The following is a 23594-nucleotide window of genomic DNA, read 5'->3' as shown; positions in this document are numbered from 1 at the left end:
TTCGCCAGCGTCGTCAGGTCGTTCGCCACGTCGCCGAGGTGCGCCTCGACCTTGGCGCCCGCGCTGCGGACCGTGCGGACGTAGTCGAAGAATTTGTCAGCCGCGTCGCCGGACCAGACGCTGCTGTCGAGCGCCTTCGTGGTGTTGTCCAGCGCCTGCGAGTGGTCGGCCGCGTCGGTGGCCGCGCCGCGGAACTGGTCGGCCGCCTTGTTGATGGCGTCCACGTTGAGCTTGGCGACCTGGTCGACCTTGTCCGTGAACGCTTTCCAGTTGTCCGGAGTCCCGGCGCCGACCCCATCCAAAGCCACTTGTCGTCCCCCTGCTATTCCGCGAGCCGAGCCCGAATTGTTCTATTTGTCGACGTGAACGGTGAGGTCACTCTTGCCGACCTCGTCCATTTCGGTCATCAGACCGGCGGCCTTGCGCATGGCGGACGCGAGCGCGTCCATGTGCTGGCCCGCGGCGTCGAACTGGCTGTGCACACCGTTCTTGAACTCACCGACGGCGCTGTGCGCGTCCTGCGAACCGGGCATCCCGCCGAACGGGCTTTCCTTTTCGTGGTCCATGCCGGTGAGCTTGTCCTTGGACTTCTGGTATTCGTCCTTCAGCTTCTCGACCTGACGCGCCGCGATAGCCATCGAATCGACGTCGTACACAGCCACGGTCCGCTCTCCCCTTCACGAAAACCAACACCCGATTGATCAGACGTAACCACGACCAAGTCGGTTCCCGGCCTACTGTAAGACCTCGGCCACGCTCCGGGTACGGATCTTCGCCGAATCCACCCCCGCGTGCGAGAACCGCTTCACAGCCCCGCTTGCAGCTCCCGCACCCGCTCCACCAGCACCGCGTTGTCCGCCGGGGTGACGGTGGCCCAGGTGTGGCCGTCGGAGTCGTCGGTGAGCTGGAAGAGGTAGCGGCCCGCGTCGGTGTCGAAGAAGGCCGTGGGGTGGGGCGAGCGGCGGATGGTGCCGTCGCGGAGGGTGCGTTCGGCGGTGAACTGGCCGCGGGCTTCCTGGCCGAGCAGCATGCCGGCGAGTTCCTGGGCTTGCCACAGGGCGAGGCCGCGGTCTTCCAGCGCCGTGACGAGAGCTTTGGGTTCGCCGCCGGCTTCGGCGTCGGCGGCGACGAGGGTGGCGTGGGGCACCGAGACGCTCTGGCCGAGGCCCGCGGACAGGTCGCCGGCGACGGAAACGGCGGCTTCGGCCAGGGCGCTCTCGTCGGCGGGGATGAGCCAGACCTCGTCGCGGTCGACGACGGCGAGCACGGCCTGGCTGCCGCGGCTGACGGCGCGCCCGTGGATCTCGCGGTCGGCCCAGACCCAGACGTCGAGGGCGGACTGCGGGCGCGACAGCAGGTGCAGCTGGTCGAACAGCTCGCCCGACGCGCGGCGCCCGCGCGCGAGGCGGCGGCGCGAAAGTCCCGCCCACGCCTGTTCGATCAGCTCAGCGCGTTCGGAATGCGTGCGGCCCGGCGAGGGCACGCCGAGCGCGGCCGTGCGGCGGCCCAGCTCGAGCGACTCCCACAGGACGTCGAACTCGAGCGTCGAGAGCACGAGGTTCACGCGTCGTCGCCGATCACGTCGTCGGAGACCAGGCGGGGATCGGTGAAGAGGTCCTTGTCGTCGACGCCGAAGCGGCGCACGTGGTCGGCGTCGTCCTCGTTCTGCGTGGCCGCGGGGGCGAGGAACTTCGCGTCGCCCGAGAGCTGCTTGGGCTCGATCTGCTCGGTCTTGCGCAGCGCGATCGCCTCTTCCTCCGGCAGCTCGCCCACCGGCAGCGGACGTACGGGTCCCTTCGACGACGCGCCACCGAAACCCCGCCCCTGCCGTTCGCGGTCCCCGGCCACCGCACTGCCGGCCACGCCCGCGCCGAGCGCCGCAGCACCCGCGCCGAGCTCGCCGGCCGACGCCCCCGAGCGCGGCGGCGCGGCGGGACCGCCCACGCTCTCCTCCGGCACGACGGGTGACTGCGGACCGCTCCCGACCATCCGGCCCCGGCTCAACGCCGGGTCACCACCACCGGTCCCGCCGGCCGCGCCGCGGCCGAGGACGGCATCCGGCCCGGTCGACGCCTCGCCCGGAGCCGCGCTGCCGGAGCCCGGCCCGGGACCACTGGCAAAACCACGACCGGCACCGGGCTGTCCCTCGAAACCAGGACCAGCCCCACCACCCCGGACCGGCCCGCCGAACCCAGGCAGCCCAGGCACGTCCGGCTGACCGCCGCCCCGAGGCATTTCCCATCCAGGCGGCGGCGTCGAGGGCCGGCCAGAAGCGGGGGGAGAAACAGGCGGCACCGGCCGCCCCGGAGCCGAAGCCGGCGCCGTGTACCCAGCCGACCCACTCGAACCACCCGAACCACCGGACCCAGCCGACCCACCAGCCCGCGGCGGCACCGCGATCCCATACACCGGCGTCGGCGGATCCACCGCCACGCGATTCACCACCGGCTGCACCACCGGCGGATTCACGTGCCGCGACTGCACCGACGCCGAAGCCGGCCGCACACCACCGTCCGGCGTCACGTCGACCGCGGACCCGGCCAGGTCGAGCACGCTCTTGCGCCCGTCCGGCTGCGTCATCGACAGCGACTGCGGCTGGTTCAGCGGCTCCGAAGACAGCAGGTTCTCGCCGCTCTGCTGCGCGTACGCGTTCAACGCCTCGAGGGCCTGGCTTCGCGCGTTCTGCGCCGCGTCGACCGCCGTCGCGTGGTCGGTCTCGAAGCCGATCAGGCTCAGCACGGAGTCGCCGAGCGTATAGCCGCCGGCGCCCTTCATCAGCGTGGCGGGGTCGGGCAGCTTGAACTTGGTGCGGTTGAAGGCCTCGCCCTGCGCGAAAAGCAGCTCGGCGGTGTTCGACACCTTCCGCATGGCGTCCTGGGAGAACCCGGCCTGCTCGGTGAACACCTGCCCGGCCGCGCCGCCCGCCTGGCTCTGCCACTCGACGCCGAGCTGCGTCAGCTGCGTGCGCAGCGCCTGGTCGGTCTCGGCGAGCGCGGTCGCGACGGCCTTCAGCGCGTCGACGGCCGTGCCGATGCTGCCGATGCCGTCGCCGTCGGAGAACTTCCGGATCTCGTCCGCGAGGGACGTGTCCGTCCAGCCGTCGAAGCGCTGGTCGCGAATCTTGCCCGCGAGGTCGGCGATCTCCACGCGCCCTCCTAAGTCCGTGTCTTGAGGTACTGCAGCGCCAGGTCGGCCGCCTGCGTCGCCTGGTCGCACAGCTGCTGCTGGGTGAACGCGCCGGCGGTGACCGCAAACGCTTGCGCCGCCAGCGTCTGCCCCTTCGCGACGCCGACGAGCACCTCGCAGTCCGACGGTGTGCCGGCCGCGCGGTAGTTCGTGAGTGCCGGGTAGCCCTCGACCGCGAACGGCGCGGTGGTCATGCTGTTCTTCCGCCGCGCGCCGGTGAGCCACTCCTGCAGATCAGCCGTGACGGTGCGCAGGTGGTAGGCGTGGAACGGCTCGGTCTTGTCGGCGTCGAACACGCACGTGGGCCCGTCCTGCGGGTCGGCCGCCTTGTGCGGCACGGCGTTGACCTGCAGCTCGTCGAGCTGCGCCTGGCCCAGCAGATCGCACGGGTCCACGCCGGTGAGCGAGAGTTCGGCCGGGCGCGGCGGCAGCTGCGAAGCCTTCGCGGCCTGCGAAGCCGAGCTCACCGCGGTCTGCACCGGCACCGCCGTGCCGGCATCGCCGGACGAGCACCCGGCCACACCCAGCGCGAGCACCGCGACCGCGCTGAAAGACAGAGCGCTAGTGGATGCCGTGCGCACCACGGTCCCCGAACGCCGCGGCCTTGTCGTCCTCGCTCGCCTGGTACGTCTGCGCCGCGCCCCGCAGCTGCTCGCCGAGGCGGCGCAGGTTGGCGACGTACGCGCGCGCTTCGGCCGCGTAGGAGTGATCACCTTCCGCGACGATCATGTTCCACGCCGCCACGGAGTTCACGCTCACCGCGTCGGCCGAAGGCGTGTCGATGCGCAGCTCGCCCAGGCGCGTGAGCAGCTTGTCCTCGAGCGCGTTGGCCTGCTCGTCGACGGCCTTCGCCACGTCCAGCAGCTTCTCCGGCGCCACGATGAGGTCCGCGACGCCGGGCGCGGCCGGGACGGACGACGCCAGGTCGGACAGCGGACTGCTTCCCGCCATAACGGCTCCCCCTCGGTGATACGGACAGTAACCATTCGGCCTCGCTACGAGGCTACCAACCGCCGTGTGATCGGGAGGCGAAAACTCAGGCGTTCACCGGCATGGTGACGTCACCGTTGGCCGCCTTGAGCGCGATGTCGGTGCGGTGGTGCGAGCCCGCGAGGTGCACGCGCTCCACCGTCTCGTACGCGTGCTTGCGCGCCGACTTGAGCGACTTGCCCGTGCCGACCACGGACAGCACGCGCCCGCCCGCCGACACCACGGCGCCGTCTTCGCGCCGCCGCGTGCCCGCGTGCAGCACACCTTCGGTCTCGCCGCCGGTGATCACGTCGCCGGTGCGCGGCTTGCCGGGGTAGCCGTCGGCCGCGATCACGACCGTCACGGCCGCGCCGCCCGACCACTCCAGTGGCGGCTGCTTCGCGAGCTTGCCGGTGGCCGTCGCGTGCATCAGGCCGGCCAGCGGCGTGCGCAGCAGCGCCAGCACGACCTGGGTCTCCGGGTCGCCGAAACGGCAGTTGAACTCGATGACCTGCGGGCCCTCGGACGTCAGCGCGAGGCCTGCGTAGAGCAGGCCGGAGAAGGTGGCACCGCGCGCGTCGAGCTCGTCGACCACGGGCTGCACGATGCGGGCGACCACGTCGTCCACCAGGCCTTCGGGCGCCCACGGCAGCGGGGCGTACGCGCCCATGCCGCCGGTGTTCGGGCCCGCGTCGTCGTCGCCGACGCGCTTGAAGTCCTGCGCGGGCAGCAGCGGGACCACGGTGCGGCCGTCGACGAAGCAGAACAGCGACGCCTCCGGGCCGTCCAAAAAGGACTCCAGGAGGACGGGGTGACCGCCGTCGAGGAGCATCAGGGCGTGCTTGCGCGCGACCTCGACGTCCTGCGTGACGACCACGCCCTTGCCGGCCGCGAGGCCGTCGTCCTTCACGACCCAGGTGGGGCCGAAGCGCTGCAGCGCGGCGTCGAGGCGCGCCGGGGTGTCCACGACCTCGCTGCGCGCGGTGGGGACGTTCGCTGCGGCCATCACGTCCTTGGCGAACGCCTTCGAGCCCTCGATGCGCGCGGCGGTGGCCGACGGTCCGAAGCAGGCGATGCCCGCCTTCCGAACCGCGTCGGCGACGCCCGCGACCAGCGGAACCTCGGGGCCGACCACCACGAGGTCGGCCTTCCACTCACTCGCCAGGGCAGCGACCGCCTCGGGATCAGCCGGTTCGACACCCATCTGCTCGGCGACCGCGGCTGTCCCGGCATTGCCGGGCGCGCAGGCGAGCGCGGTGACGGCGGGATCGCCGGACACCGCGAGGACGAGTGCATGCTCCCGGGCGCCGGACCCGATTACCAGTACGCGCACGCCGAACAGCCTAACGGGCTCAGGTCGGCGTGGGTATTTCGCCGTCCGCGAGCGGTCTCCGCTGCGTTGTCCGAAACCGGATTCCATGCACCGTTTACCGGGTTGTCAGCCCCTTGTCCGTCCTGTGCCGCCCGCCGGACGCTTGCGGCCGTGAGGGTGGCTCGGCGTTACCAATCCGGCCAAAAGCAGGCGGACACCCAACTGGAGGCTTCGCTGCATTTCGACGGTTTCCGCCGTGACTGTGGTCGGATTGGTAACTAACGGCACAGCGTGGCAAATCCGTCTTAAAGGACGGACGCCCGGTAGAGAGAGGTCCTCCATGAAGCGCAAACGCGTGGGTGTGCTCGCCCTGTCCGGTCTCGCCCTGCTCGGGGTCGCGAGCCTGGCGATCGGCCCCGCCACGGCGGCCCCGCAGCAGGTGGCGGGCGCGGCGGCGCACCGGCACGATGACCCCGTGATCGTCGGACACCGGGGCGCGCCCGGCTACCGCCCGGAGCACACGCTCGCCTCCTACGAGCTCGCGTTCCGCATGGGCGTGGACTTCGTCGACGTCGACCTCGTGCCGACCAAGGACGGCCAGCTCGTCGCGCGGCACGAGCCGGAGATCGGCGGCACCACCGACGTGGCGGACCACGAGGAGTTCGCCTCGCGCAAGACCACCAAGGTCATCGACGGCACGACGATGACCGGCTGGTTCACCGAGGACTTCACGCTCGCGGAGCTCAAGACGCTGCGCGCGAAGGAGCGGATCCCGGAGAACCGCCCGAACAACCAGCTCTACAACGGCCGCTACCAGATCGCGACGTACCAGGAGGTCATCGACCTCACGCGTCGGCTTGGCAAGGAGCTGCACCGCACGCTGGGCACCTACCCCGAGGTGAAGCACTCCACGTACTTCTCCTCGATCGGCAACCCGACCGAGCCGAAGCTCGTCGCGTTCCTCAACCGCAACGGCCTCAACCGCGCCGACGCGCCGGTGATCATCCAGTCGTTCGAGGTGGCGAACCTCAAGGAGCTGCACAAGCAGGTGCGGGTGCCGCTGCTTCAGCTGACCGAGGCCTCCGGCGCGCCGGCCGACTTCGTGGCCGCCGGGGACAAGCGCACGTACGCCGACATCGTCACGCCGGCCGGGCTGCGTGAGGTCGCGAAGTACGCGAAGTACCTCGGGCCGGACAAGGCGCAGGTCATCCCGCTCGACACGGCCGGCAACCTGAGCAAGCCGACCTCGCTGGTCGCGGACGCGCACCGCGTTGGCCTCAAGGTGCAGCCGTACACCTTCCGCAACGAGAACCCGTTCCTGCCGGCGAACCTGCGATCGTCGGCCAGCCCGACGGCGTTCGGCGACGTGTTCGCGGAGGAGGCGGCATTCTTCAAGGCCGGCGTGGACGGCTTCTTCGCCGACCAGGCGGACACCGCGCTGGAGTCGCTGCACGATTTCCTGGGTCACTGAGTTTTCTTTTGCAGTAAGGCTTTCCGCAGGCCCGTTCACCCGTTGGTGGACGGGCCTGCTGTTTTTTGTCGGTGCCGGTTCCTAGTGTTGCCGGCATGGTTCTTGGGGAGGCAATCGACCGGCTGGCGCGCGACACCGGATTTTCCGGGGTCGTGTCGGTCAGCCGCGGTGACGAATCGGTGCTCGCGCGTGCGTACGGCTTGGCGCACCGCGGGTACGGCGTACCGAACACAGTGGACACCCGGTTCGCGATCGCCAGTGGCACCAAGGGGTTCACCGCTCTTGTGGTGGTGAGCCTGATCGTCGAGGGCTTGCTCACCTTGGGCACCCGGGCGCGCTCTTTGCTGGGCGCGGATCTGCCGTTGATCGACCACGAGGTGACGGTGGAACACCTGCTGTCCCACCGCTCGGGCATCGGCGACTACTGCGACGAAGACGCGGAGCCGCCGCCGCAACCGCAGTCGTTCACGTCGGCGGCGGCGTATTTGCCCGCGCTGGACGGTTTTCCGCAACGGTTTCCGCCGGGCTCGCGGTTCGAGTACAACAACGGCGGGTTCGCGGTGCTGGCCCTGCTGGCCGAACGGGCCGCCGGTGGACCATTCGCCGACCTGGTGCGCGCGCGCGTGACCGACCCGGCCGGCATGGCCCACACGGGCTTCCTGCGCTCGGACGCCCTACCCGGCGACACCGCCACCGGCCATCTGGAAGACGGCCGTACCAACGTCTTCAGCCTGCCCGTGGTGGGCAGCGGCGACGGCGGGAGCTATTCCACGACAGGTGATTTCGCGGCATTCTGGCGCGCGCTCCACACCGGGCGGATCGTCCCGGCGGAGTGGGTCGCCCGCATGACCGCCGTCCGAAGCCCGGAGACCGACACCCGCGAAGGTCACCGGTACGGCCTCGGCTTCTGGCTCCCCTCCGACGCCCACACGGTGATGCTGGAGGGCTACGACTACGGCGTCTCGTTCCGCAGCGTCTCGCGCCCGTCCGACGGGCTGGTGTTCACGGTTGTTTCAAACACCTCTGAAGGTGCGTGGCCGCTGACCCGGTGGCTCGGAGGGGAGTTGGTGGGGTAGCGAGCGCTCACGTGAGTGGACCAGACCGGTGGTCCTCGCCGGGGTTCCTGACGGAATCTTGACACTCGTCGACGCGCCGGGCTAGCTTCTCCGGAACTTCAAAGGTCTGTCCACATACCTTTCAGGTGGGGTGCCCGATGGATGTCTCCGACCAGCAGGCCGCCGAACCCGACCACCACGACGACGACAGCGCCCGGCTGCACGCGCTGGGGTATGCGCAGGAGCTCAAGCGCACGATGTCGTCGTTCTCGAACTTCGCGGTGTCGTTCACGATCATCTCGATCCTGTCCGGATGTCTGACGCTGTACGGCTTCGGCATGAAGACCGGCGGGCCCGTGGCGATGATCTGGGGGTGGCCGCTCGTCGGCCTCTTCGTGATCCTCGTGGGGCTCGGCATGGCGGAGGTGTGCTCCAGCTACCCGACGGCCGGTGGTCTGTACTACTGGGCCGCGAAGCTGGCCACGCGCAACGGGCCGGCGTGGTCGTGGTTCACCGGGTGGTTCAACCTGATCGGCCAGATCGCCGTGACGGCGGGCATCGACTTCGGGGCGGCGCTGTTCCTGAACGCGTTCCTCGACCTGCAGTGGGGCTACTCCGCGACGCCGGGGCACACGATCCTGCTGCTGGCGATCATCCTCGTCGTCCACGGGGCGCTGAACACGTTCGGCGTGCGCGTGGTGGCGATCCTCAACAGCGTAAGCGTGTGGTGGCACCTGATCGGGGTGCTGGTGATCGTGGGCGTGCTCGTGTTCGTGCCGGCGAAGCACCAGGAGGCGTCGTTCGTGTTCGGGCACTTCGCCAACGAGACGGGGTGGAGCTCGTCGGTGTACGTGTTCGCGCTCGGGTTGCTGCTGGCGCAATACACGCTCACCGGCTACGACGCGTCGGCGCACATGACGGAGGAGACCAAGAACGCCGCGAAGGCCGGGCCGCGCGGGATCATCAACTCGATCCTCGTGTCGCTCGTCGCGGGGTGGGTGCTGCTGATCGGGCTCACGTTCGCCATCCAGGACTACGACGGCGCCGTCAACTCGGCCACGGGTGTGCCGCCGGCGCAGATCTTCATCGACGCCACCGGCGCGGTCACCGGCAAGTTCCTGCTGCTGATCTGCATCGGCGCGCAGCTTTTCTGCGGCATGGCCTCCGTGACGGCCAACTCGCGGATGATCTACGCCTTCGCCCGCGACGGCGCCATTCCCGGCTCGAAGATCTGGCACCGCATCAACAAGCGCACGCAGACGCCGACCAACGCCGTGTGGCTGGCTGCGGGCGGCGCGCTGATCCTGGCGCTGCCGTACCTGTGGAGCGCCACGGCGTACGCGGCCGTCACGTCGATCGCGACCGTCGGGCTGTACGTGGCGTACGTGATCCCCGTGTTCCTGCGGGTGCGCCGCGGTGACAGCTTCGAGAAGGGGCCGTGGAACCTCGGGCGCTGGGGCAAGCCGATCGGCATCGTCGCGACGGCGTGGGTCGTGGTGATCTTCGTGCTGTTCATGCTGCCGCAGGGCTCGCCGATCACGGTCGACTCGTTCAACTACACGCCGATCGCGTTCCTGATCGTGCTCGGCGGCGCGGCGCTGTGGTGGGTGGTCTCGGCACGCAAGTGGTTCACGGGCCCGAAGGTGCAGGGCTCCGCGGCAGAACTGGCGGCTGTCGAACGGGAGCTCAAGGAACTGGGATAGACCCGGGATCAACCCGGAGGCAGAGGCGGCGCACTTTGTACAGCGTGAGCGCGGCGGCGTCGTTGACCAGGCTTTCGCCGGTCAGCACGGTCATGATCCCGCGCGGCAGGCCGAGCTTGCGCCCGATCGCCACGGCCGTCACGGCATCCGGCGGCGCCACCACTGCCCCGAGCACCAGCGCCGACGCCCACGGCAGGTCGGGCAGCAGCAGGTGCACCACGAACGCGACGACCACGGCCGTGACCACCCCCACCACCACCCCCAGCCCGATGATCGGGCGCAGGTTGGCACGGAAGTGCGTGAGCGAGCTGTCAAGCGACGTCGAGTAGAGCAGCGGCGGCAGCACCACCGTGAGGATCAGCTCGGGCTTCAGCTCGATGCGTGGCACGCCGGGGATCAGCGCGACCCCCAGCGCGACCACGACGATCAGCAGCGGCGCCGACACGTTGTAGCGCCGCGCGAGCGCGGTCAGGCCGAGCGAGCCGGCGAGGACTCCGACCAGCGTGAGGTTCTCCATGCCCGCATCTTCACCAACCGGACGGGCCTGGGCTGACGGGCGTTCCCTCGAGAACGCCCGTCAGCTCAGCGAAGACCTCAGACGAACTCGTGCCGCACGATCGTCTGCTCGCGACCCGGGCCCACGCCGATGGCCGAGATGCGTGCGCCCGACAGCTCTTCGAGACGCTCCACATAGGACCGTGCGTGGGCCGGCAGCTCGTCGAACGTCCGGCAGCCCGAGATGTCCTCGAACCAGCCCGGCAGCTCTTCGTACACCGGCACGGCGTGGTGCACGTCGGTCTGCGTCATCGGCATGTCGTGGGTGCGGCGGCCGTCCACGTCGTAGCCGACGCACACCGGCACCTTCTCCAGGCCCGACAGCACGTCGAGCTTGGTGAGGAAGTAGTCGGTGATCCCGTTGACGCGCACGGCGTAGCGGGCGATCACGGCGTCGAACCAGCCGGTGCGCCGCGAGCGGCCCGTGGTCACGCCGAACTCGCCACCCTGCTTGCGCAGGTACTCGCCGGCCTCGTCGTCGAGCTCCGTCGGGAACGGGCCCGAGCCGACGCGCGTGGTGTAGGCCTTCAGGATGCCCAGCACGGTGGTGATGCGGCCCGGGCCGATGCCCGAACCCGCGCTCGCGCCGCCCGACGTCGGGTTCGACGACGTGACGAACGGGTACGTGCCGTGGTCCACGTCGAGCAGCGTGCCCTGCGAACCCTCCAGCAGCACCGTTTCGCCGCGTTCGAGGGCCTGGTTGAGCTGCAGCCGCGTGTCGGCGATGCGGTGCGCGAACTTCTCGCCGGCGGCGAGCACCTCGTCGGCGACCTGGTTCGCGTCGAGCGCCTTGCGGTTGTAGACCTTCACCAGAACTTGGTTCTTGAACTCACACGCCGCCTCGACCTTCTGGCGGAAGATCTTCTCGTCGAGCAGGTCCTGCACGCGGACGCCGACGCGGGCGATCTTGTCCTGGTAACACGGCCCGATGCCCCGGCCGGTGGTGCCGATCTTGCGGCTGCCGAGATAGCGCTCGGTGACCTTATCGATCGCCACGTGGTACGGCATGATCAAGTGCGCGTCGGCCGAGATCCGCAGCCCGCTCGTGTCGACGCCACGTTCCTCCAGACCCGCGAGCTCGTCGAGCAGCACGCCCGGGTCGACCACCACACCGTTGCCGATGACGTTGGTCACGCCCGGCGTGAGGATCCCGGACGGGATGAGGTGGAGGGCGAAGTTCTCGCCGTTGGGAAGGACGACGGTGTGGCCGGCGTTGTTGCCGCCCTGGTACCGGACGACCCATTGCACGCGGTCACCGAGCAGGTCGGTCGCCTTGCCCTTGCCTTCGTCCCCCCACTGGGCACCGATCAGCACGATCGCCGGCATGTGACACTCCAGGTGTTCGGCAACAGGGAAAGTGTCCCGATGGGACACGGGGTGGCGCTGGGAAATGCCGGTGCATGACTGTAACGGAGGACGTGCGCGTGCGCGGAATCGTGGTGGCCTGCGGTGATGATCCGCACTCGTTCACGAGCCTCCCCGACGTGTCCATCGTGCGCGTCTCGGCGCTTCCGGGCAAGGCGGAAATCGATCCCTTGCTGGGGAAACACGAGCGCCTGATCGTCGCGGGGACCGACGCCGACCTCGCGGCGGTGCTCGTGCGATTGCTGCGGACCGATCGCGTGTCGGGCGTGTCGGTGGGGTTCGTGCCGTCCGAGTCCGGTTCAGCCGTCGCGGCGCTCTGGGGACTGCCCACGGACCCCGTCAAGGCGCTCGAAATCGCCCTCGACGCTTCGGCCGCCGAAGTGCCGCTCGTGCGTGACGACACCGGCGGGATCCTCGCCGGACGCGCCACTCTGCGTAACGTCCAGGGCCAGGCGTACTGCGACGAGCACCTGGCCTTCGACGGCGCCGCGGCCGCCGTGGAGGTGTCCTCGGACGAGAACGGCCTGGTCGCCCGGGTGACGCGCGGGAAGCTCGTGAAGCGCACCTCGGTGTTCCACGGCCGCGCGTTCCAGCTCGGCTGCCTGCCGACCACTTCACTCGTGAGCGACGGCGTCGCGCACCCGCGCGAGGTCACCAAGCGGACCTGGTACCGGCACACCGAGGACCTGCGCCTGATCCGACCGTGACCGGTTTCATCCGATAGTTCTGCGCCAGGTGGCCTAACAGCACTTCCTGTTCACTGAAGGTCTGTTACATGTCACCCGTAAGTGTTGCTTGCGCCACTTCCGTGGTCGAAGGTGAATCAGTCCCACATTCGACACGGAGGCAGCAAAATGCCCACAGCGCGTAGTGTCCGTAACTCCTTGACCGTTCTCGTCGGCGTGACGCTGCTCGGCGGCACGATGGTCGGCATCGCCGACGCGACCCCGCCCGGCATCCCGTCGGCCACGACGGCCAAGAGCGAGCTCGCCGGCCTCACCGTGAAGGCCGACGGCTCGCTGACCGGCTACAGTCGCGACAAGTTCCCGCACTGGATCCAGCAGGGCGACAACTGCGACACCCGTGAGGTCGTGCTCAAGCGCGACGGCACGAACGTCGTCACCAACTCCAGCTGCACCGCCACCTCGGGCAAGTGGGTTTCGCCCTACGACGGCGCGACCTGGACCGCGGCGTCCGATGTGGACATCGACCACGTCGTGCCGCTGGCCGACGCTTGGCGCACCGGTGCTTCGTCGTGGACCACGGCGCAGCGCCAGGCCTACGCCAACGACCTGTCCGACCCGCAGCTGATCGCCGTGACGGACAACGTCAACCAGGAGAAGGGCGACAAGTCGCCGGACCAGTGGAAGCCGCCGTCCACGGGCTACTGGTGCACCTACGCCCGCATGTGGGTCGCGGTGAAGTCGAAGTTCAACCTGACCGTGAACTCCGCCGAGAAGTCCGCGCTGACGGACATGCTGGGCCGCTGCTGAGCTCGGCCCGGGTGCTTCGCGCGGGGCCGGGATCGGTTCTGGGGTCTGGGGTTCGACGGCCGATCACCCCGGTCCCGCCCCGCGCGCAACCCTACGGAAGGTGGTAGCGCGAACACCGTCCGCCTCGACCCCGGCGGCGTGGTGCACGTGAACTACAACCCGCCGGCGGCCGCGAAAGAGATCGCTGGCCAGGCGCACTGAGCTGAGGCCGGTGCCCGGCATCCGGCAAAAACCAGATCACCAACCAGCCAGATCCAGAATCTGAAAAGCAATCCGCGACTGGAGCAGACAATCCAAGGCACCCGGATCCTGCCCGATCAGCTTCCCGATCTTCCCCAGCCGGTAGCGGATCGTGTTCTCGTGCACGCCCAGCTCCGACGCCGTGCCCTGAACGCGCCCCTCCGCGGCGACGAAAGCCCGCCAGGTCTCCAGCAACGAAGGGTCCGCGTCGCGCAACGGCCGGATCGTCTCGTGCGCGAACTGCACCGCCTCCTTGACCCGGCCGCTGGACGCGACCAGCCGGAACAGCCCCAGCTCGGTCACCGTCACCACGCCGCCGGACCAGCCGAACGACGTGGCCAGCTCGTCGATCTCCCGCAATTCCCGGTGCGCCAAGGGGAAATCCTCCGGAGAACGGCACACGCCGGAGATCACCGCGGTCCGCACCCGCAGCCGGGGGCCGACGGCCAGGCGCACCTCGTCGACCGCGGCGCGCAAGTCCCGAGGTTCGGAGCCGTCGGGAAGCGACAGCAGCGCGACCACCGCACCCGGCAAACTCACCGCGGCCGGTTCGGACACCGACAAAACCGTGGCCAGAGACCGGATCACCAGCTTCCGCCCCACCGAAACGCTCACGTTCTGGCTCGCGTTGTCCAACGCGAAGCGCACCAGCACGTGCGGCTGTGCCAGGTTCACCCCGAACTGCGGGCCCCGCCGCGCGAGCTGCTCGGCATCACGGGTGCGGTGCAGCAAGTCCGACAGGAAGTCCTCGCGCGCCTGCCCCTCGGCCTCCGCCTGGCGCCGTTCGGACAGCACCTGCAGCGACAGCACCGTCGCGCCGTGTTCGGCGAGCTTCGTGTCGAGCTCCTCCAGGCCGCGCCCGACCTCGACGATCCCGAGGTACCCGCTGGGCTGCCCCTCGATGATCAGCCGGCACATCAGGTGCCGGCGACCCACCCACACGGCCGGCGTCGGCGGCACGATCGTCGACGGGCAGCTGGCGCTCAGCGACGCCAGCGCCTGCTTCACCGACGGCAGCTCACGGATCCGCGCGGCCAGCTCCGGCGGCTGCGTCATCTTCAAGCCCGCAGGTGCGGACCACGCCAGCACCTGGAAATCCTCGTTGTACAACACCACCGGCTTCGCCGAGAGCTCACCGAGCAGCGTCACCACGGTCTGGATGCTCGCGCCGTCGAGCACGGCGTTGGTCAGCTTCTGGTGGACGTCCGCCAGATACGCCAGGGTGTTCTTCTGCCGCACGACCTCGGCGGCCTTCTTCTTCAGGTGTGCGTTCAGCATGGCCTGCCGCAGGAACAACGCGCCGAGCCGCGCGAACAGCTCCGCGAGCGCCACGTCTTCGTCGGCGTACACGTGGTCCTTCTGCACGTTGTCGACGAAGATCAGACCGATCACCTTGCCGTCGAACACGAGCGGCACGCCGAGCATCGCGCGCACGTGCCAGTGCTCCATGGTGCGACGGTGCGGGCGCGGGTCGCGCGGCACGTCGGAGATGAGCACGGGCGCCGCCGACTCGATGACCTCGCGGCTGAACCGGTCGCCCTGGATGCCGGCCTCCTGCGCCTGCACGGCGGCCGAGATGTCGCCCTCGCTCTCGCAGTAGCCGGCAGCGCCGCGGAACCGGCCGTCGCCGTCGCGCAGGTAGACCGAACAGCGCGTGACGCCCAGCAGGTGGCACAGCTGCTTGCCGAGCAGGCCCAGCAGATCCTCGAGCCGCGTGGTGGTGATGGCTTCGGTCGTGATCTCGCTGAACGCGGCGATGACCTCACGTTCACGATGCGCCGGGCCCACGGGGCGCGCCAGGGACCGAACCGAAGCATCGCGCATGGGATCCGCCTTCACCGGTGAACTCGGACTCCTCGAGGGTGCCTCACCTCACTCGCTCCCGTCCATGCCTGAAGCGAGTACGCCCAGGTCATGACCCATTCGCTCCTGCTTGGTCCGCAAGTAGCGCACGTTGTGCGGCGTCTGCGTCACGGGCAAGCGCACCCGCCCGACGATGTCGAGCGCGTAGCCCTCGAGACCGCCGTACTTGGCGGGGTTGTTCGTGATGAGCCGCATTCGGCGGACGCCGAGGTCGGTCAGGATCTGGGCGCCGATGCCGTAGCTGCGTGAATCGACCGGCAGGCCCTGCGCGAGGTTGGCCTCGATGGTGTCCAGACCCTGCTCCTGCAGCGCGTACGCGTGGATCTTGTGCGCCAGCCCGATCCCGCGGCCCTCGTGGCCACGCAGGTAGATCACCGCGCCCGCGCCCTCCTCGGCAATGGCCCGCAGCGCGTACTCCAGCTGCGCGCCGCAGTCACACCGCAGCGAGCCCAGGATGTCGCCGGTGAGGCATTCGCTGTGCACCCGGACCAGGGCGCCGGCAGCCGACTGCCCCGCCGCCGCGACGTCGCCCCGCACCAACGCGAGGTGCTCGGTCCCGTCGAGCACGGACCGGTAGGCGACGGCCCGGAAGTCGCCGAACGCCGTCGGCATGGCCGCGCTCGCCACGGGCTCCACCAGGCGTTCGGTCGCCCCGCGGTAGCGCACGAGGTCGGCGATCCGCAGCAACGGCAGGTCGTAGCGCAGCGCGAACTCCTCCACCGCCGTACCCCGCAACATCGACCCGTCGTCGGCGACGAGTTCGCTGATCACGCCGACGTCACCCGCGCCGGCCATCGCCAGCAGGTCGACGGCCGCTTCCGTGTGCCCGGCCCGCACCAGCACGCCGCCTTCGCGCGCCCGCAGCGGGAACACGTGACCGGGCCGGCGCAGCTCAGCTGGTTTCGTGGCCGGGTCGGCCAGCGCCCGCACGGTCGTGGTCCGGTCGGCGGCCGACACGCCCGTACCGCTCGTCAGGTGGTCGACGCTCACCGTGAACGCGGTGCCGTGCGCGTCGGTGTTGTCCGCGACCATCTGCCGCAGCCGCAGCGCGTCCGCGCGCTCGCCGGGCATCGGTGCGCAGACGATCCCCGTGGTGTGCCGCACGAGGAACGCCATCTGCTCGGCGGTCATCGTGCGCGCGGCACCGACGAGGTCGCCTTCGTTCTCGCGGTCGGCGTCGTCGACGACCACGACCAGCCGGCCCTGCGCCAACGCCGCGACGGCGTGCTGCACCTGCTCGCCGGGCGCCATCAGCCGTCCGTCCGGGCGTGCGTGCCGAAGGTCCGCGCGTGGTAGGTCAACGGCGCCAGCGGTCGTGAGTCAGCCGCCTCCACCAGGCCGAGCGCGACCACGTGGTCACCACCTTCGATGAACTTCTCGACGGTGCACGCCACCCATCCGGACGAGCCCGCGAGCCTCGGCAGGTCGTCCTCGAGCTCCCAGGTGACGCCGTCGAACTTGGCCATTCCCTTGCGGGCGAAGCGTTTCGCGAGCTCCGCCTGGCGGCGCTCGAGCACGTTCAGCCCGAAGCGCCCGGCGCGGCGCACCGCCGCGAGGAGGTCCGACGTGCGGTCGAGCGACACGAGCACCATCGGCGGGTCCATCGAGAGCGACGCGAACGCGCTCACTGTCGTGCCGTGCGGCCGCGTGCCGTCGAGGGCGGTCACCACCGAAACCGGGGTGCACACACCCGACATCACTTCGCGGAACTGCTCGGCGAATGCCGGTCTGGTCACGGTTTCCATCCAGCTCCTGCCGTATGCCCGAAGGTCCGATGTGCACCGTGGCCCGGGCGGAACCCGGGCCACGGCCCGGCCTCACACCCCTGCGGGCGCGCGCGAGGACATCTTGTGCAGCTGCGGCACCACCTTCTCGCCGAACAGCCGCATGCTCGCCTCGGCCTTGTCCAGCGGCAGGCCGCCGAAGCAGAACGCGGCGTTGGCCATCAGCTCGCCACCCTGCTCGCGCCGAGCGGCGTACTTCTCCACGATCTCCTCGGGCGTACCCCAGATGTTCGCGTCGACGTACGCGCCGGCCGCGGCTTCCATGCCCGCCTCGCGGATCATGTCGGCGCCGGCCTGGTAGGCCTCGTAGCCCTTCGTCTCACGCCAGTGCGAGCCGGCGAAGTCGTAGTGCTTGATCACCGACAGGAAGTAACGCGAGATGTGCTCGTGCGCGATGCGCTTCGCCTCTTCCGGATCTTCGTGGCAGTACACGAAGTCCTGGATCAGCGGCGCGCCCGGCTCCGTGCCGTGCTTCTCGCGGTGCAGACCGCGCCAGCGGTCGATCGCCTCGAGGTGCTGCGCGAAGTCGTACTGCATGAACGTCATCATCTGCGCACCCAGCTCGGCGACGGCCGGGATCGAGTCGGGCGACATCGCGACGCCGAAGATCCGGCCTTCCCACGAGTGCCCGGCCGGTCCGGGACGGACCGTGACGCGCGGCTGCTTGTAGTACTTGCCGTCGTTCTCGACGTACCCGTTCTGCAGGCCGCGGATGATCATCGCGGCGGCCTCGTCGAAGCGCTCGCGCGACTCGTTCATGTCGACGCGGAAGCCCTCGTACTCCATCTTCGCCAGGCCACGGCCCATGCCGAGCAGCAGGCGCCCGTTGGACATGTGGTCGAGCATGATGGCCTTCTCCACCACGCGCAGCGGGTCGTTCCAGGGCAGGATGACCGCGCCCGTGCCGAGCTTGATCTTCGAGGTGCGCCCGGCGAGGTAGGCCATGATCTGGAGGTTGTCCGGGCACATCGAGTAGTCGTCGAAGTGGTGCTCGGCCGACCAGACGGAGTCGAAACCGTACTGCTCGCCCAGCACGCCCATCTCGAGCTCGCGCGTGAAGACCTCGTGGTCGCTGACGTCCTCGAACCAGTTCTGGAAGACCAGCAGCATTCCGACGTCCATGGGTGGTTCTCCTTCTTCGTGGGGGTGGTCGGTGTTCTCCGTCTACGGGTGGGTCGCCCTGGTTCGTCTTCCGACGCTAACCAGGACCGGACGCAGGTAGAACGCTCTTCGCGTGCGGCCGTTGGAGGTCCACACAAAACGCGCGGGTCAGCCGCCGCCGAACGTGGCGAGCAGGCCGCCGTCGACGGGCACGGTCGCGCCCGTCATGTACGTCGAGCGCGCCACGGCCACGATGACCTCGGCGATCTCGGCCGTCGTCCCGATGCGCCCGGCCGGAATCTTGTCGACGATGCTCTTGCGGGCCCGGTCGCTGAGCCCCGCGGTCATGTCGGTGTCCACAAAGCCCGGGACCACGAGGTTCACGCGCACGCCCCGCGGCGCGAGCTCCACGGCCAGCACCTGCGTCAGCCCCGACAGCCCCGCCTTCGCCGAGCCGTACGCGACGTCGCCGGGAAAACCGCGCAACCCGACGACCGCGCCGACGTTGACGATCGCCGAACCGCGCGCCAGCTTCGGCACCACCGCGCGGCAGACCTCGAACGCGCCGGTGAGGTTGGTGGCGAGCACCTCGTCCCACGCCGCTCTGGCCAGCGCGTCGATGCGGCGGCCACGGTGCACGCCGGCGCTGTTGACCACCACGTCGATCGAGCCGAACCGCTCGGTCACGGCCTCGACGCAGCGGCGGATCGAGTCCTCGTCGGTCACGTCGCCCTTGACCTCGAGCACGCGGTTCGGCACCGCCGGCGGCTCGGCGCCGACCGAGCGCGCCAGCGACGCCACGTTGTCACCCGCGGCGGCGACGTGGTCGACGACGGCGCGGCCGATCCCGCGCGAACCGCCGGTGACGAGCCAGGTGGTCATCGGTTCAGGAAGCCGGTGAGCTCGGCGAGGTAGGTGTCGCGGTCCTCCAGGAAAGGCGCGTGGCCCGCGTTGGGGAATTCGACAAGCCGTGCGTCGGAGCACAGGTCACGGGCGGCTTCGGCGCCGGAGAACGGCACGAAGCCGTCCTTGCGACCGTGCAGGGACAGCACGGGCACAGCCAGGCTGCCAAGGAGCTTGCGCTGGTCCAGCTCGGCGAGGTCGAGCAGGGACTCGTCGCCGATCGGGCCCATCTCCATGAACATTCCCCACAGCCACGCGAGCGTGTCCGCCGTCTGCGGCTCGGCGCACACGGCTTCGGCCACCCCCTTGAACGTGTTCGCCCGGTCGGCGGCGGCCGCGCCGAGTACGCCCTTCACGTCGTCCACCGTGGCACCGTGCGGCCAGTCCGAAGTGGACGTGTAACGCGGAGTGGCGCCGCCGGTCAAGAACAGGCCCGAGCAGTTCGACCCCAGCTTCGCCACCGCGTCCACGGCGACCGCGCCGCCGAGGGACCAGCCGTTGACCACGGGTTCGCGCAGGCCGAGATGGTCCACGAGCCGCACGACGTCGGAGCCGAGCGCGGAGATCGTGACGTCGGAGAAATCGTTGTCCGAGCGGCCGCACGCGCGTTGGTCCAGCAGCACGACCTCGTTCCCGTTGGCGCGTAAGGCGGGCGCGGTCGTGTCCCAGCAGCGCGCGGTCGCGCCCCAGCCGTGGATGAGCACGATCGGGCGGCCCGAGCCCCGGTGGTGCTCGAAGTACACGCGCCGGCCGTCTTCGACCTCTAGGTAGCCCATGGGATCTCGCCTCTCTCCTCAGTGAAACTCAATGGATGGCAGCGACTTCGGCGCGCAACGCCCGCGGCACGACCGGCGGCCGGTCGTGGAAGCGGGGCAGCACGTGCTCGGCGAACAGTTCAAGGGAGCGCAGCACCTTTTCGTGCGCGAGGCCACCGATCCGCATCCAGCAGATGAGGTGCTGCAGCCCGGTTTCCTCGTACAGCGTCTCGATCTCGGCGACGAGCCCCGCCGGGTCACCCGCGTAGACCACACCGGCATCGCGCAACCCGTCGAGCGTCGGCCCGCCCGCTTCCTCAGACGCCGCAACGAGTTCCGCGTACCGCTCGTAGGTGTGCGGCGCCCGCGGCCCGCTCGGCACGAGGTCGAGCACGTGGCGGTAGTACCAGGACAGCGGTTCGGCGACGTTCGCCAGCGCTTCCTCAGTGGTGTCGGCGAGGTGGACCTGCCAGTTCATCGGGAAGTCGAGCGACAGCGGGTCGCGCCCGCTCGTGATGAGCGAACGCTTGATGTCCACCACCAGCCGGTTGAGCTCCGGCAACGTCATCAACGTCGGAGTGACCAGCAGGTTGTACCCCTGCGCGGCGGCGAGGTGGAAGGTCTCGGGGCTGATCGACGCGACGTAGATCGGCGGTGTCGGACGCTGCACCGGCGTGGGCCGGCAGTCGACCTCGGTGAGGTCGAAGTGCTTGCCGTGGAAGGAGAACGGCTCGCCCGCGCGTTTGCTCCACAGGCCGCGCACGATCTCCAGCGCCTCGTCGAACACCTCACGGCTCACGTCCTGCCGGTCGCCGACGCCCATGTTGTGGAACTCGCCCGGCTGGTACCCGCGTCCGGCGCCGAAGTCGAGCCGGCCGCCCGACAGCACGTCGACCATCGCGTAGTCCTCGGCCACCCGCACGGGCCAGTCGAAGGTCAGGTTGCTCACGGCGATGCCGATGCGCATCCGGCTCGTGCGCTCGGCCACCGCGGCGGCCGCGACCTGCGGCGACGGCATCGAGCCGTAGTCGCTGCCGTGGTGCTCCGCCAGCCACACCTCGTCGAACCCGAGCTGCTCGGCGTAGGAGATTTGCGCGAGCATCTCCTCGTACGCGCGGCGGAAGTCGTGGTCGCGGCACTCGAGGACGTAGAAGACACCGAACTTCATCCGGCACCCCCCGCGGCCACTTTCGCGCGCAGCACCTTCTTGTCGATCTTGCCGACGCTCGTGCGCGGCAGCTCTTCGACCACGAGCACGCCCTCAGGCAGCCACCAGCGCGGCACGCGGTCACGCAGGTCGGCCAGGATTTCCGCCGGTGTGTCCGCGCGGCCGGCTTCGAGCACAACGAGCGCGTACGGCCGTTCCTGCCAGCGCTCGTGCGACACCGCGACCACAGCGGCCTCGGCCACGGCGGGGTTGGCCGTGAGCGCCTGCTCCAGCGCGACCGAGCTGATCCACTCGCCGCCGCTCTTGATCAGGTCCTTGGCGCGGTCGACGATCTCCAGGTACCCGTGGGCGTCGATGGTCGCGATGTCGCCGGTGCGCAGCCAGCCGTCGGCGAAGCTGTCCGGGCGCTCGTCGCGGAAGTACCGCGTGGCGACCCACGGCCCGCGGATCAGCAGCTCACCGCGCGAAACGCCGTCGTGGGGCTGGTCGGTGCCGTCCTCCCCGACGAGCCGCCACCGCAGCCCCGGCAGCAGCCGGCCTTGTTTGCGCACGCTGCGGCGCCGTTCGGCCGGATCGGTCACGGATGGCAGTGGCCGCGAGAACGTGCCCATCGGCGAGATCTCCGTCATGCCCCAGCCCTGGAACGACGGGATGCCGAGCTCGTCGAGGGCCCGCAGCAGCTCGTCATCCGGAGGCGAGCCGCCGAGCACGAGGGCGCGCAGGCTGCTGAGGTCGGCGCCAGTCGCGGCGACGCAGCGCAGGAGGTCGGCCGCGACAGTCGGCACCATGCCGGTGTAGGTCACGCGCTCGGCCTCGACGATCTTCGCGATGTCGGCGGGCACCGGGTGGGGACCGGGCAGCACCTGCTTGGCACCGGTCATGAGCGCGGCGAACGGGATGCCCCACGCGTTGGCGTGGAACATCGGCACGACGTGGAGCACGGTGTCGCGCTCGCTGATCGCGTGGCCGTCGGCGAGGCAGGCGGCGAACGTGTGCAGGTAGAGCGACCGGTGCGAGTAGCCGACGCCCTTGGGCGGGCCCGTGGTGCCGGAGGTGTAGCAGAGCGCCGCGAGATCGTTTTCGTCGATCCGCGGCGGGTTTTCGAGAGCCGGGCCCTCGGCCACGAGGTCTTCGTACGCGAGTGCCCCCGGCGCGGAGCCGTCGATGGCGACGACAAGCATCTCCGGCCGTTCCGCCCGCGCCACCTCCAGCCGCGGCAGCAGCGACAGGTCCGCGAACACCACGGCGTCCTCGGCGTGGCCCAGCACGTACGCGATCTCCGTCGGCTCGAGCCGCAGGTTCACCGTGTGCAGCACGGCGCCCGCTAGCGGCACGGCGAAGTACAGCTCGAGGTGGCGGTGGTGGTTCCAGGCGAGGGTGGCGACCCGGTCACCGGGCCGCACCCCCAGCCTGACCAGAGCTCCGGCGAGCGCGACGACGCGTTCGTGGAACTCCCGGTTGGTGTACCGGTGCGGCTCGGCACCGCCGCCGTACTCCACGATCTCCTGGGCGGGGAAGAACTCCCGCGCACGGTGCAGGAGGTCGGTGAGCACGAGCGGCTGGTTCACCCCGCCACCCCCGCCTTCTGGCCCAGCCGCTCCCGAACCTGCGGCACGACCTTCGTCGCCAGTACCTCGATGCGCGCCGAACCGCTGTCCACGGGCTCGCCGGGCAGCTGCGCCCAGAAGTGCACGTCCTTGATCTGCGGCTTGTCCTTCAGCAGCGCGGTCAGCTCGTCGACGGCCGTGGCCACGTCCCACAGCTGGAACGCGCCGCCTTCGACGATCTGGTCCGCGGTCTCGAACTTGGGCACCACATCGGGCGGGCCGAACGCGCCCCACTCGATGTAGTTGTTGAGCTGGTACAACGCGTATTGCCCGATCCGCGCCCACTCACGCTCCGGGTCCTCGGCGATCACCGCCCACTGGCCGGCGAAGATCTGGCCGTCGGCCGAGGACTTGCCCACGCGGTCCAATGCGTCCAAATAGGACTGCTGGTGCACGTTCTGGGTGCTGAGGAACCCGTCGGAGATGCGCGCTGCGCGTTCGATCGCCGGGTCGGCCATCGCGCCGACGAGCAGCTTCGGGAGCACCTCCGGCTTCGGTGTGATCCGCACCGACGGCAGCGAGAACCGCTTGCCCTCGAACGGTTTCTCCTCACCCGACCACGCCTGGCGGATCACCGCGACGCTCTCTTCGAGCAGGCTCGGCCGGTGCTTGAGGTTGCGGTCGAACGCCGCGAACTCCGGCGCCCAGTACCCCTGGCCGAGCCCGAGGTCGAAGCGGCCACCGGTGAGCAGCGACAGCGTCGCGGCGTCCTCGGCGAGGCGCACCGGGTTGTGCAGCGGCGCGATCACGAGGTTCGTGCCGATGCGCATGGTCTTCGTGCGCTCGCCGATCGCAGCGGCCAGCGTGTACGGCGAGGGCGTGTAGCCGTCCTCGCAGAAGTGGTGCTCGGTCAGCCAGACCGAACCGATCCCGATGCTCTCCGCCCACGCGAGCTGGTCCAGCGCCTCGCGATACAGCGTGGAAAAGGGCCGGAACCACTGCTCGGGGTTGCGGAAGTCGTACCAGAGCCCGAAATTGACGCTTTGCTCGGTCACGCCGTCTCCTTTGTCGACGTAGCGGCTGGTTGTCTCCCACCGTGCTCAGCGGGCCGCCCCCGATCGCGG

22 protein-coding genes and 1 pseudogene are annotated in these 23594 nt (G+C 69.9%); 5 read left to right on the top strand and 18 right to left on the bottom strand.

Going from position 1 to position 23594, the window contains the following annotated elements:
* Positions 1-47: 47 nt before the first annotated feature.
* From QRX50_RS09590 to purD, 7 genes and pseudogenes are all read right to left on the bottom strand, one after another.
* Positions 48-224: pseudogene (locus QRX50_RS09590) on the bottom strand (WXG100 family type VII secretion target); the annotation flags it as partial.
* 126 nt (positions 225-350) lie between these two features.
* Positions 351-662, bottom strand: a complete 312-nt coding sequence (locus QRX50_RS09585; RefSeq protein WP_285971597.1) for a hypothetical protein — start codon at positions 660-662, stop codon at positions 351-353.
* A gap of 143 nt (positions 663-805) precedes the next feature.
* The gene (locus QRX50_RS09580) at positions 806-1564 is read right to left on the bottom strand and encodes an ESX secretion-associated protein EspG (RefSeq protein ID WP_285971596.1); all 759 of its coding nucleotides are present in this window, start codon (positions 1562-1564) and stop codon (positions 806-808) included.
* Positions 1561-3147, bottom strand: coding sequence for a hypothetical protein (locus tag QRX50_RS09575; RefSeq protein WP_285971595.1), 1587 nt, complete (start codon positions 3145-3147; stop codon positions 1561-1563). Before QRX50_RS09575 ends, QRX50_RS09580 begins: the two co-directional genes overlap by 4 nt.
* Before the next feature lie 8 nt (positions 3148-3155).
* Complete coding sequence (locus QRX50_RS09570; RefSeq protein WP_285971594.1) at positions 3156-3722, bottom strand: DUF3558 domain-containing protein; 567 nt, start codon at positions 3720-3722, stop codon at positions 3156-3158.
* Positions 3723-3747: 25 nt separating this feature from the next.
* Positions 3748-4137, bottom strand: coding sequence for a PE domain-containing protein (locus QRX50_RS09565; protein WP_220245152.1), 390 nt, complete (start codon positions 4135-4137; stop codon positions 3748-3750).
* Between the two features lie 85 nt (positions 4138-4222).
* A complete protein-coding gene (gene purD, locus QRX50_RS09560; protein WP_285971593.1) occupies positions 4223-5488 on the bottom strand; it encodes a phosphoribosylamine--glycine ligase in 1266 nt (421 codons plus the stop codon).
* A 319-nt stretch (positions 5489-5807) separates the two neighbouring features.
* Between purD and QRX50_RS09555 the strand changes: the two genes are divergently transcribed.
* The 3 genes from QRX50_RS09555 to QRX50_RS09545 all read left to right on the top strand — a co-directional run bounded on the left by QRX50_RS09555 (position 5808) and on the right by QRX50_RS09545 (position 9696).
* Positions 5808-6938, top strand: a complete 1131-nt coding sequence (locus tag QRX50_RS09555) for a glycerophosphodiester phosphodiesterase (RefSeq protein ID WP_285971592.1) — start codon at positions 5808-5810, stop codon at positions 6936-6938.
* A 95-nt stretch (positions 6939-7033) separates the two neighbouring features.
* Positions 7034-8014, top strand: coding sequence for a serine hydrolase domain-containing protein (locus QRX50_RS09550; RefSeq protein ID WP_285971591.1), 981 nt, complete (start codon positions 7034-7036; stop codon positions 8012-8014).
* 137 nt (positions 8015-8151) lie between these two features.
* Positions 8152-9696, top strand: a complete 1545-nt coding sequence (locus tag QRX50_RS09545; RefSeq protein ID WP_285971590.1) for an amino acid permease — start codon at positions 8152-8154, stop codon at positions 9694-9696.
* Here the strand turns inward: QRX50_RS09545 and QRX50_RS09540 are convergent.
* Both QRX50_RS09540 and QRX50_RS09535 read right to left on the bottom strand, forming a co-directional pair.
* Positions 9680-10213 (bottom strand): cation:proton antiporter domain-containing protein, encoded by a 534-nt coding sequence (locus QRX50_RS09540; protein ID WP_285971589.1) that lies wholly within the window; start codon positions 10211-10213, stop codon positions 9680-9682. The genes QRX50_RS09545 and QRX50_RS09540 overlap by 17 nt on opposite strands.
* A 77-nt stretch (positions 10214-10290) precedes the next feature.
* Positions 10291-11577, bottom strand: coding sequence for an adenylosuccinate synthase (locus QRX50_RS09535; protein WP_285971588.1), 1287 nt, complete (start codon positions 11575-11577; stop codon positions 10291-10293).
* A gap of 74 nt (positions 11578-11651) precedes the next feature.
* On the opposite strand from QRX50_RS09535, the gene QRX50_RS09530 reads away from it, so the two are divergent.
* Positions 11652-12323 (top strand): diacylglycerol kinase catalytic domain-containing protein, encoded by a 672-nt coding sequence (locus QRX50_RS09530; RefSeq protein ID WP_285971587.1) that lies wholly within the window; start codon positions 11652-11654, stop codon positions 12321-12323.
* 147 nt (positions 12324-12470) lie between these two features.
* A complete protein-coding gene (locus QRX50_RS09525) occupies positions 12471-13109 on the top strand; it encodes an HNH endonuclease family protein (protein WP_285971586.1) in 639 nt (212 codons plus the stop codon).
* Between the two features lie 237 nt (positions 13110-13346).
* Here QRX50_RS09525 and QRX50_RS09520 read toward each other — a convergent pair whose 3' ends face one another.
* The 9 genes from QRX50_RS09520 to QRX50_RS09480 all read right to left on the bottom strand — a co-directional run bounded on the left by QRX50_RS09520 (position 13347) and on the right by QRX50_RS09480 (position 23525).
* Positions 13347-15173 (bottom strand): GAF domain-containing protein, encoded by a 1827-nt coding sequence (locus QRX50_RS09520; protein ID WP_285971585.1) that lies wholly within the window; start codon positions 15171-15173, stop codon positions 13347-13349.
* 48 nt (positions 15174-15221) lie between these two features.
* Entirely contained in the window at positions 15222-16463 is a 1242-nt protein-coding gene (locus tag QRX50_RS09515) for a bifunctional 3,4-dihydroxy-2-butanone-4-phosphate synthase/GTP cyclohydrolase II (protein WP_285971584.1), read from the bottom strand.
* Entirely contained in the window at positions 16463-16948 is a 486-nt protein-coding gene (locus QRX50_RS09510) for a flavin reductase family protein (protein WP_285971583.1), read from the bottom strand. The genes QRX50_RS09515 and QRX50_RS09510 overlap by 1 nt, the downstream gene beginning before the upstream one ends.
* Positions 16949-17029: 81 nt before the next feature.
* Positions 17030-18118 carry an LLM class flavin-dependent oxidoreductase gene (locus QRX50_RS09505; protein WP_285971582.1) on the bottom strand — a complete coding sequence of 363 codons (1089 nt, stop codon included), beginning with the start codon at positions 18116-18118 and terminating at the stop codon, positions 17030-17032.
* Positions 18119-18265: 147 nt separating this feature from the next.
* Positions 18266-18979, bottom strand: coding sequence for an SDR family NAD(P)-dependent oxidoreductase (locus tag QRX50_RS09500; RefSeq protein WP_285971581.1), 714 nt, complete (start codon positions 18977-18979; stop codon positions 18266-18268).
* Positions 18976-19776, bottom strand: a complete 801-nt coding sequence (locus QRX50_RS09495) for an alpha/beta fold hydrolase (RefSeq protein WP_285971580.1) — start codon at positions 19774-19776, stop codon at positions 18976-18978. The genes QRX50_RS09500 and QRX50_RS09495 overlap by 4 nt, the downstream gene beginning before the upstream one ends.
* Positions 19777-19804: 28 nt before the next feature.
* Positions 19805-20923 (bottom strand): LLM class flavin-dependent oxidoreductase, encoded by a 1119-nt coding sequence (locus tag QRX50_RS09490; RefSeq protein WP_285971579.1) that lies wholly within the window; start codon positions 20921-20923, stop codon positions 19805-19807.
* A complete protein-coding gene (locus QRX50_RS09485; RefSeq protein ID WP_285971578.1) occupies positions 20920-22491 on the bottom strand; it encodes a long-chain fatty acid--CoA ligase in 1572 nt (523 codons plus the stop codon). Before QRX50_RS09485 ends, QRX50_RS09490 begins: the two co-directional genes overlap by 4 nt.
* Entirely contained in the window at positions 22488-23525 is a 1038-nt protein-coding gene (locus QRX50_RS09480; protein WP_285971577.1) for an LLM class flavin-dependent oxidoreductase, read from the bottom strand. The genes QRX50_RS09485 and QRX50_RS09480 overlap by 4 nt, the downstream gene beginning before the upstream one ends.
* Positions 23526-23594 lie beyond the last annotated feature (69 nt).

It is taken from the genome of Amycolatopsis sp. 2-15, assembly GCF_030285625.1.
GTDB lineage: Bacteria > Actinomycetota > Actinomycetes > Mycobacteriales > Pseudonocardiaceae > Amycolatopsis > Amycolatopsis carbonis.
This window is presented reverse-complemented; position numbering and strand designations above follow the sequence as displayed.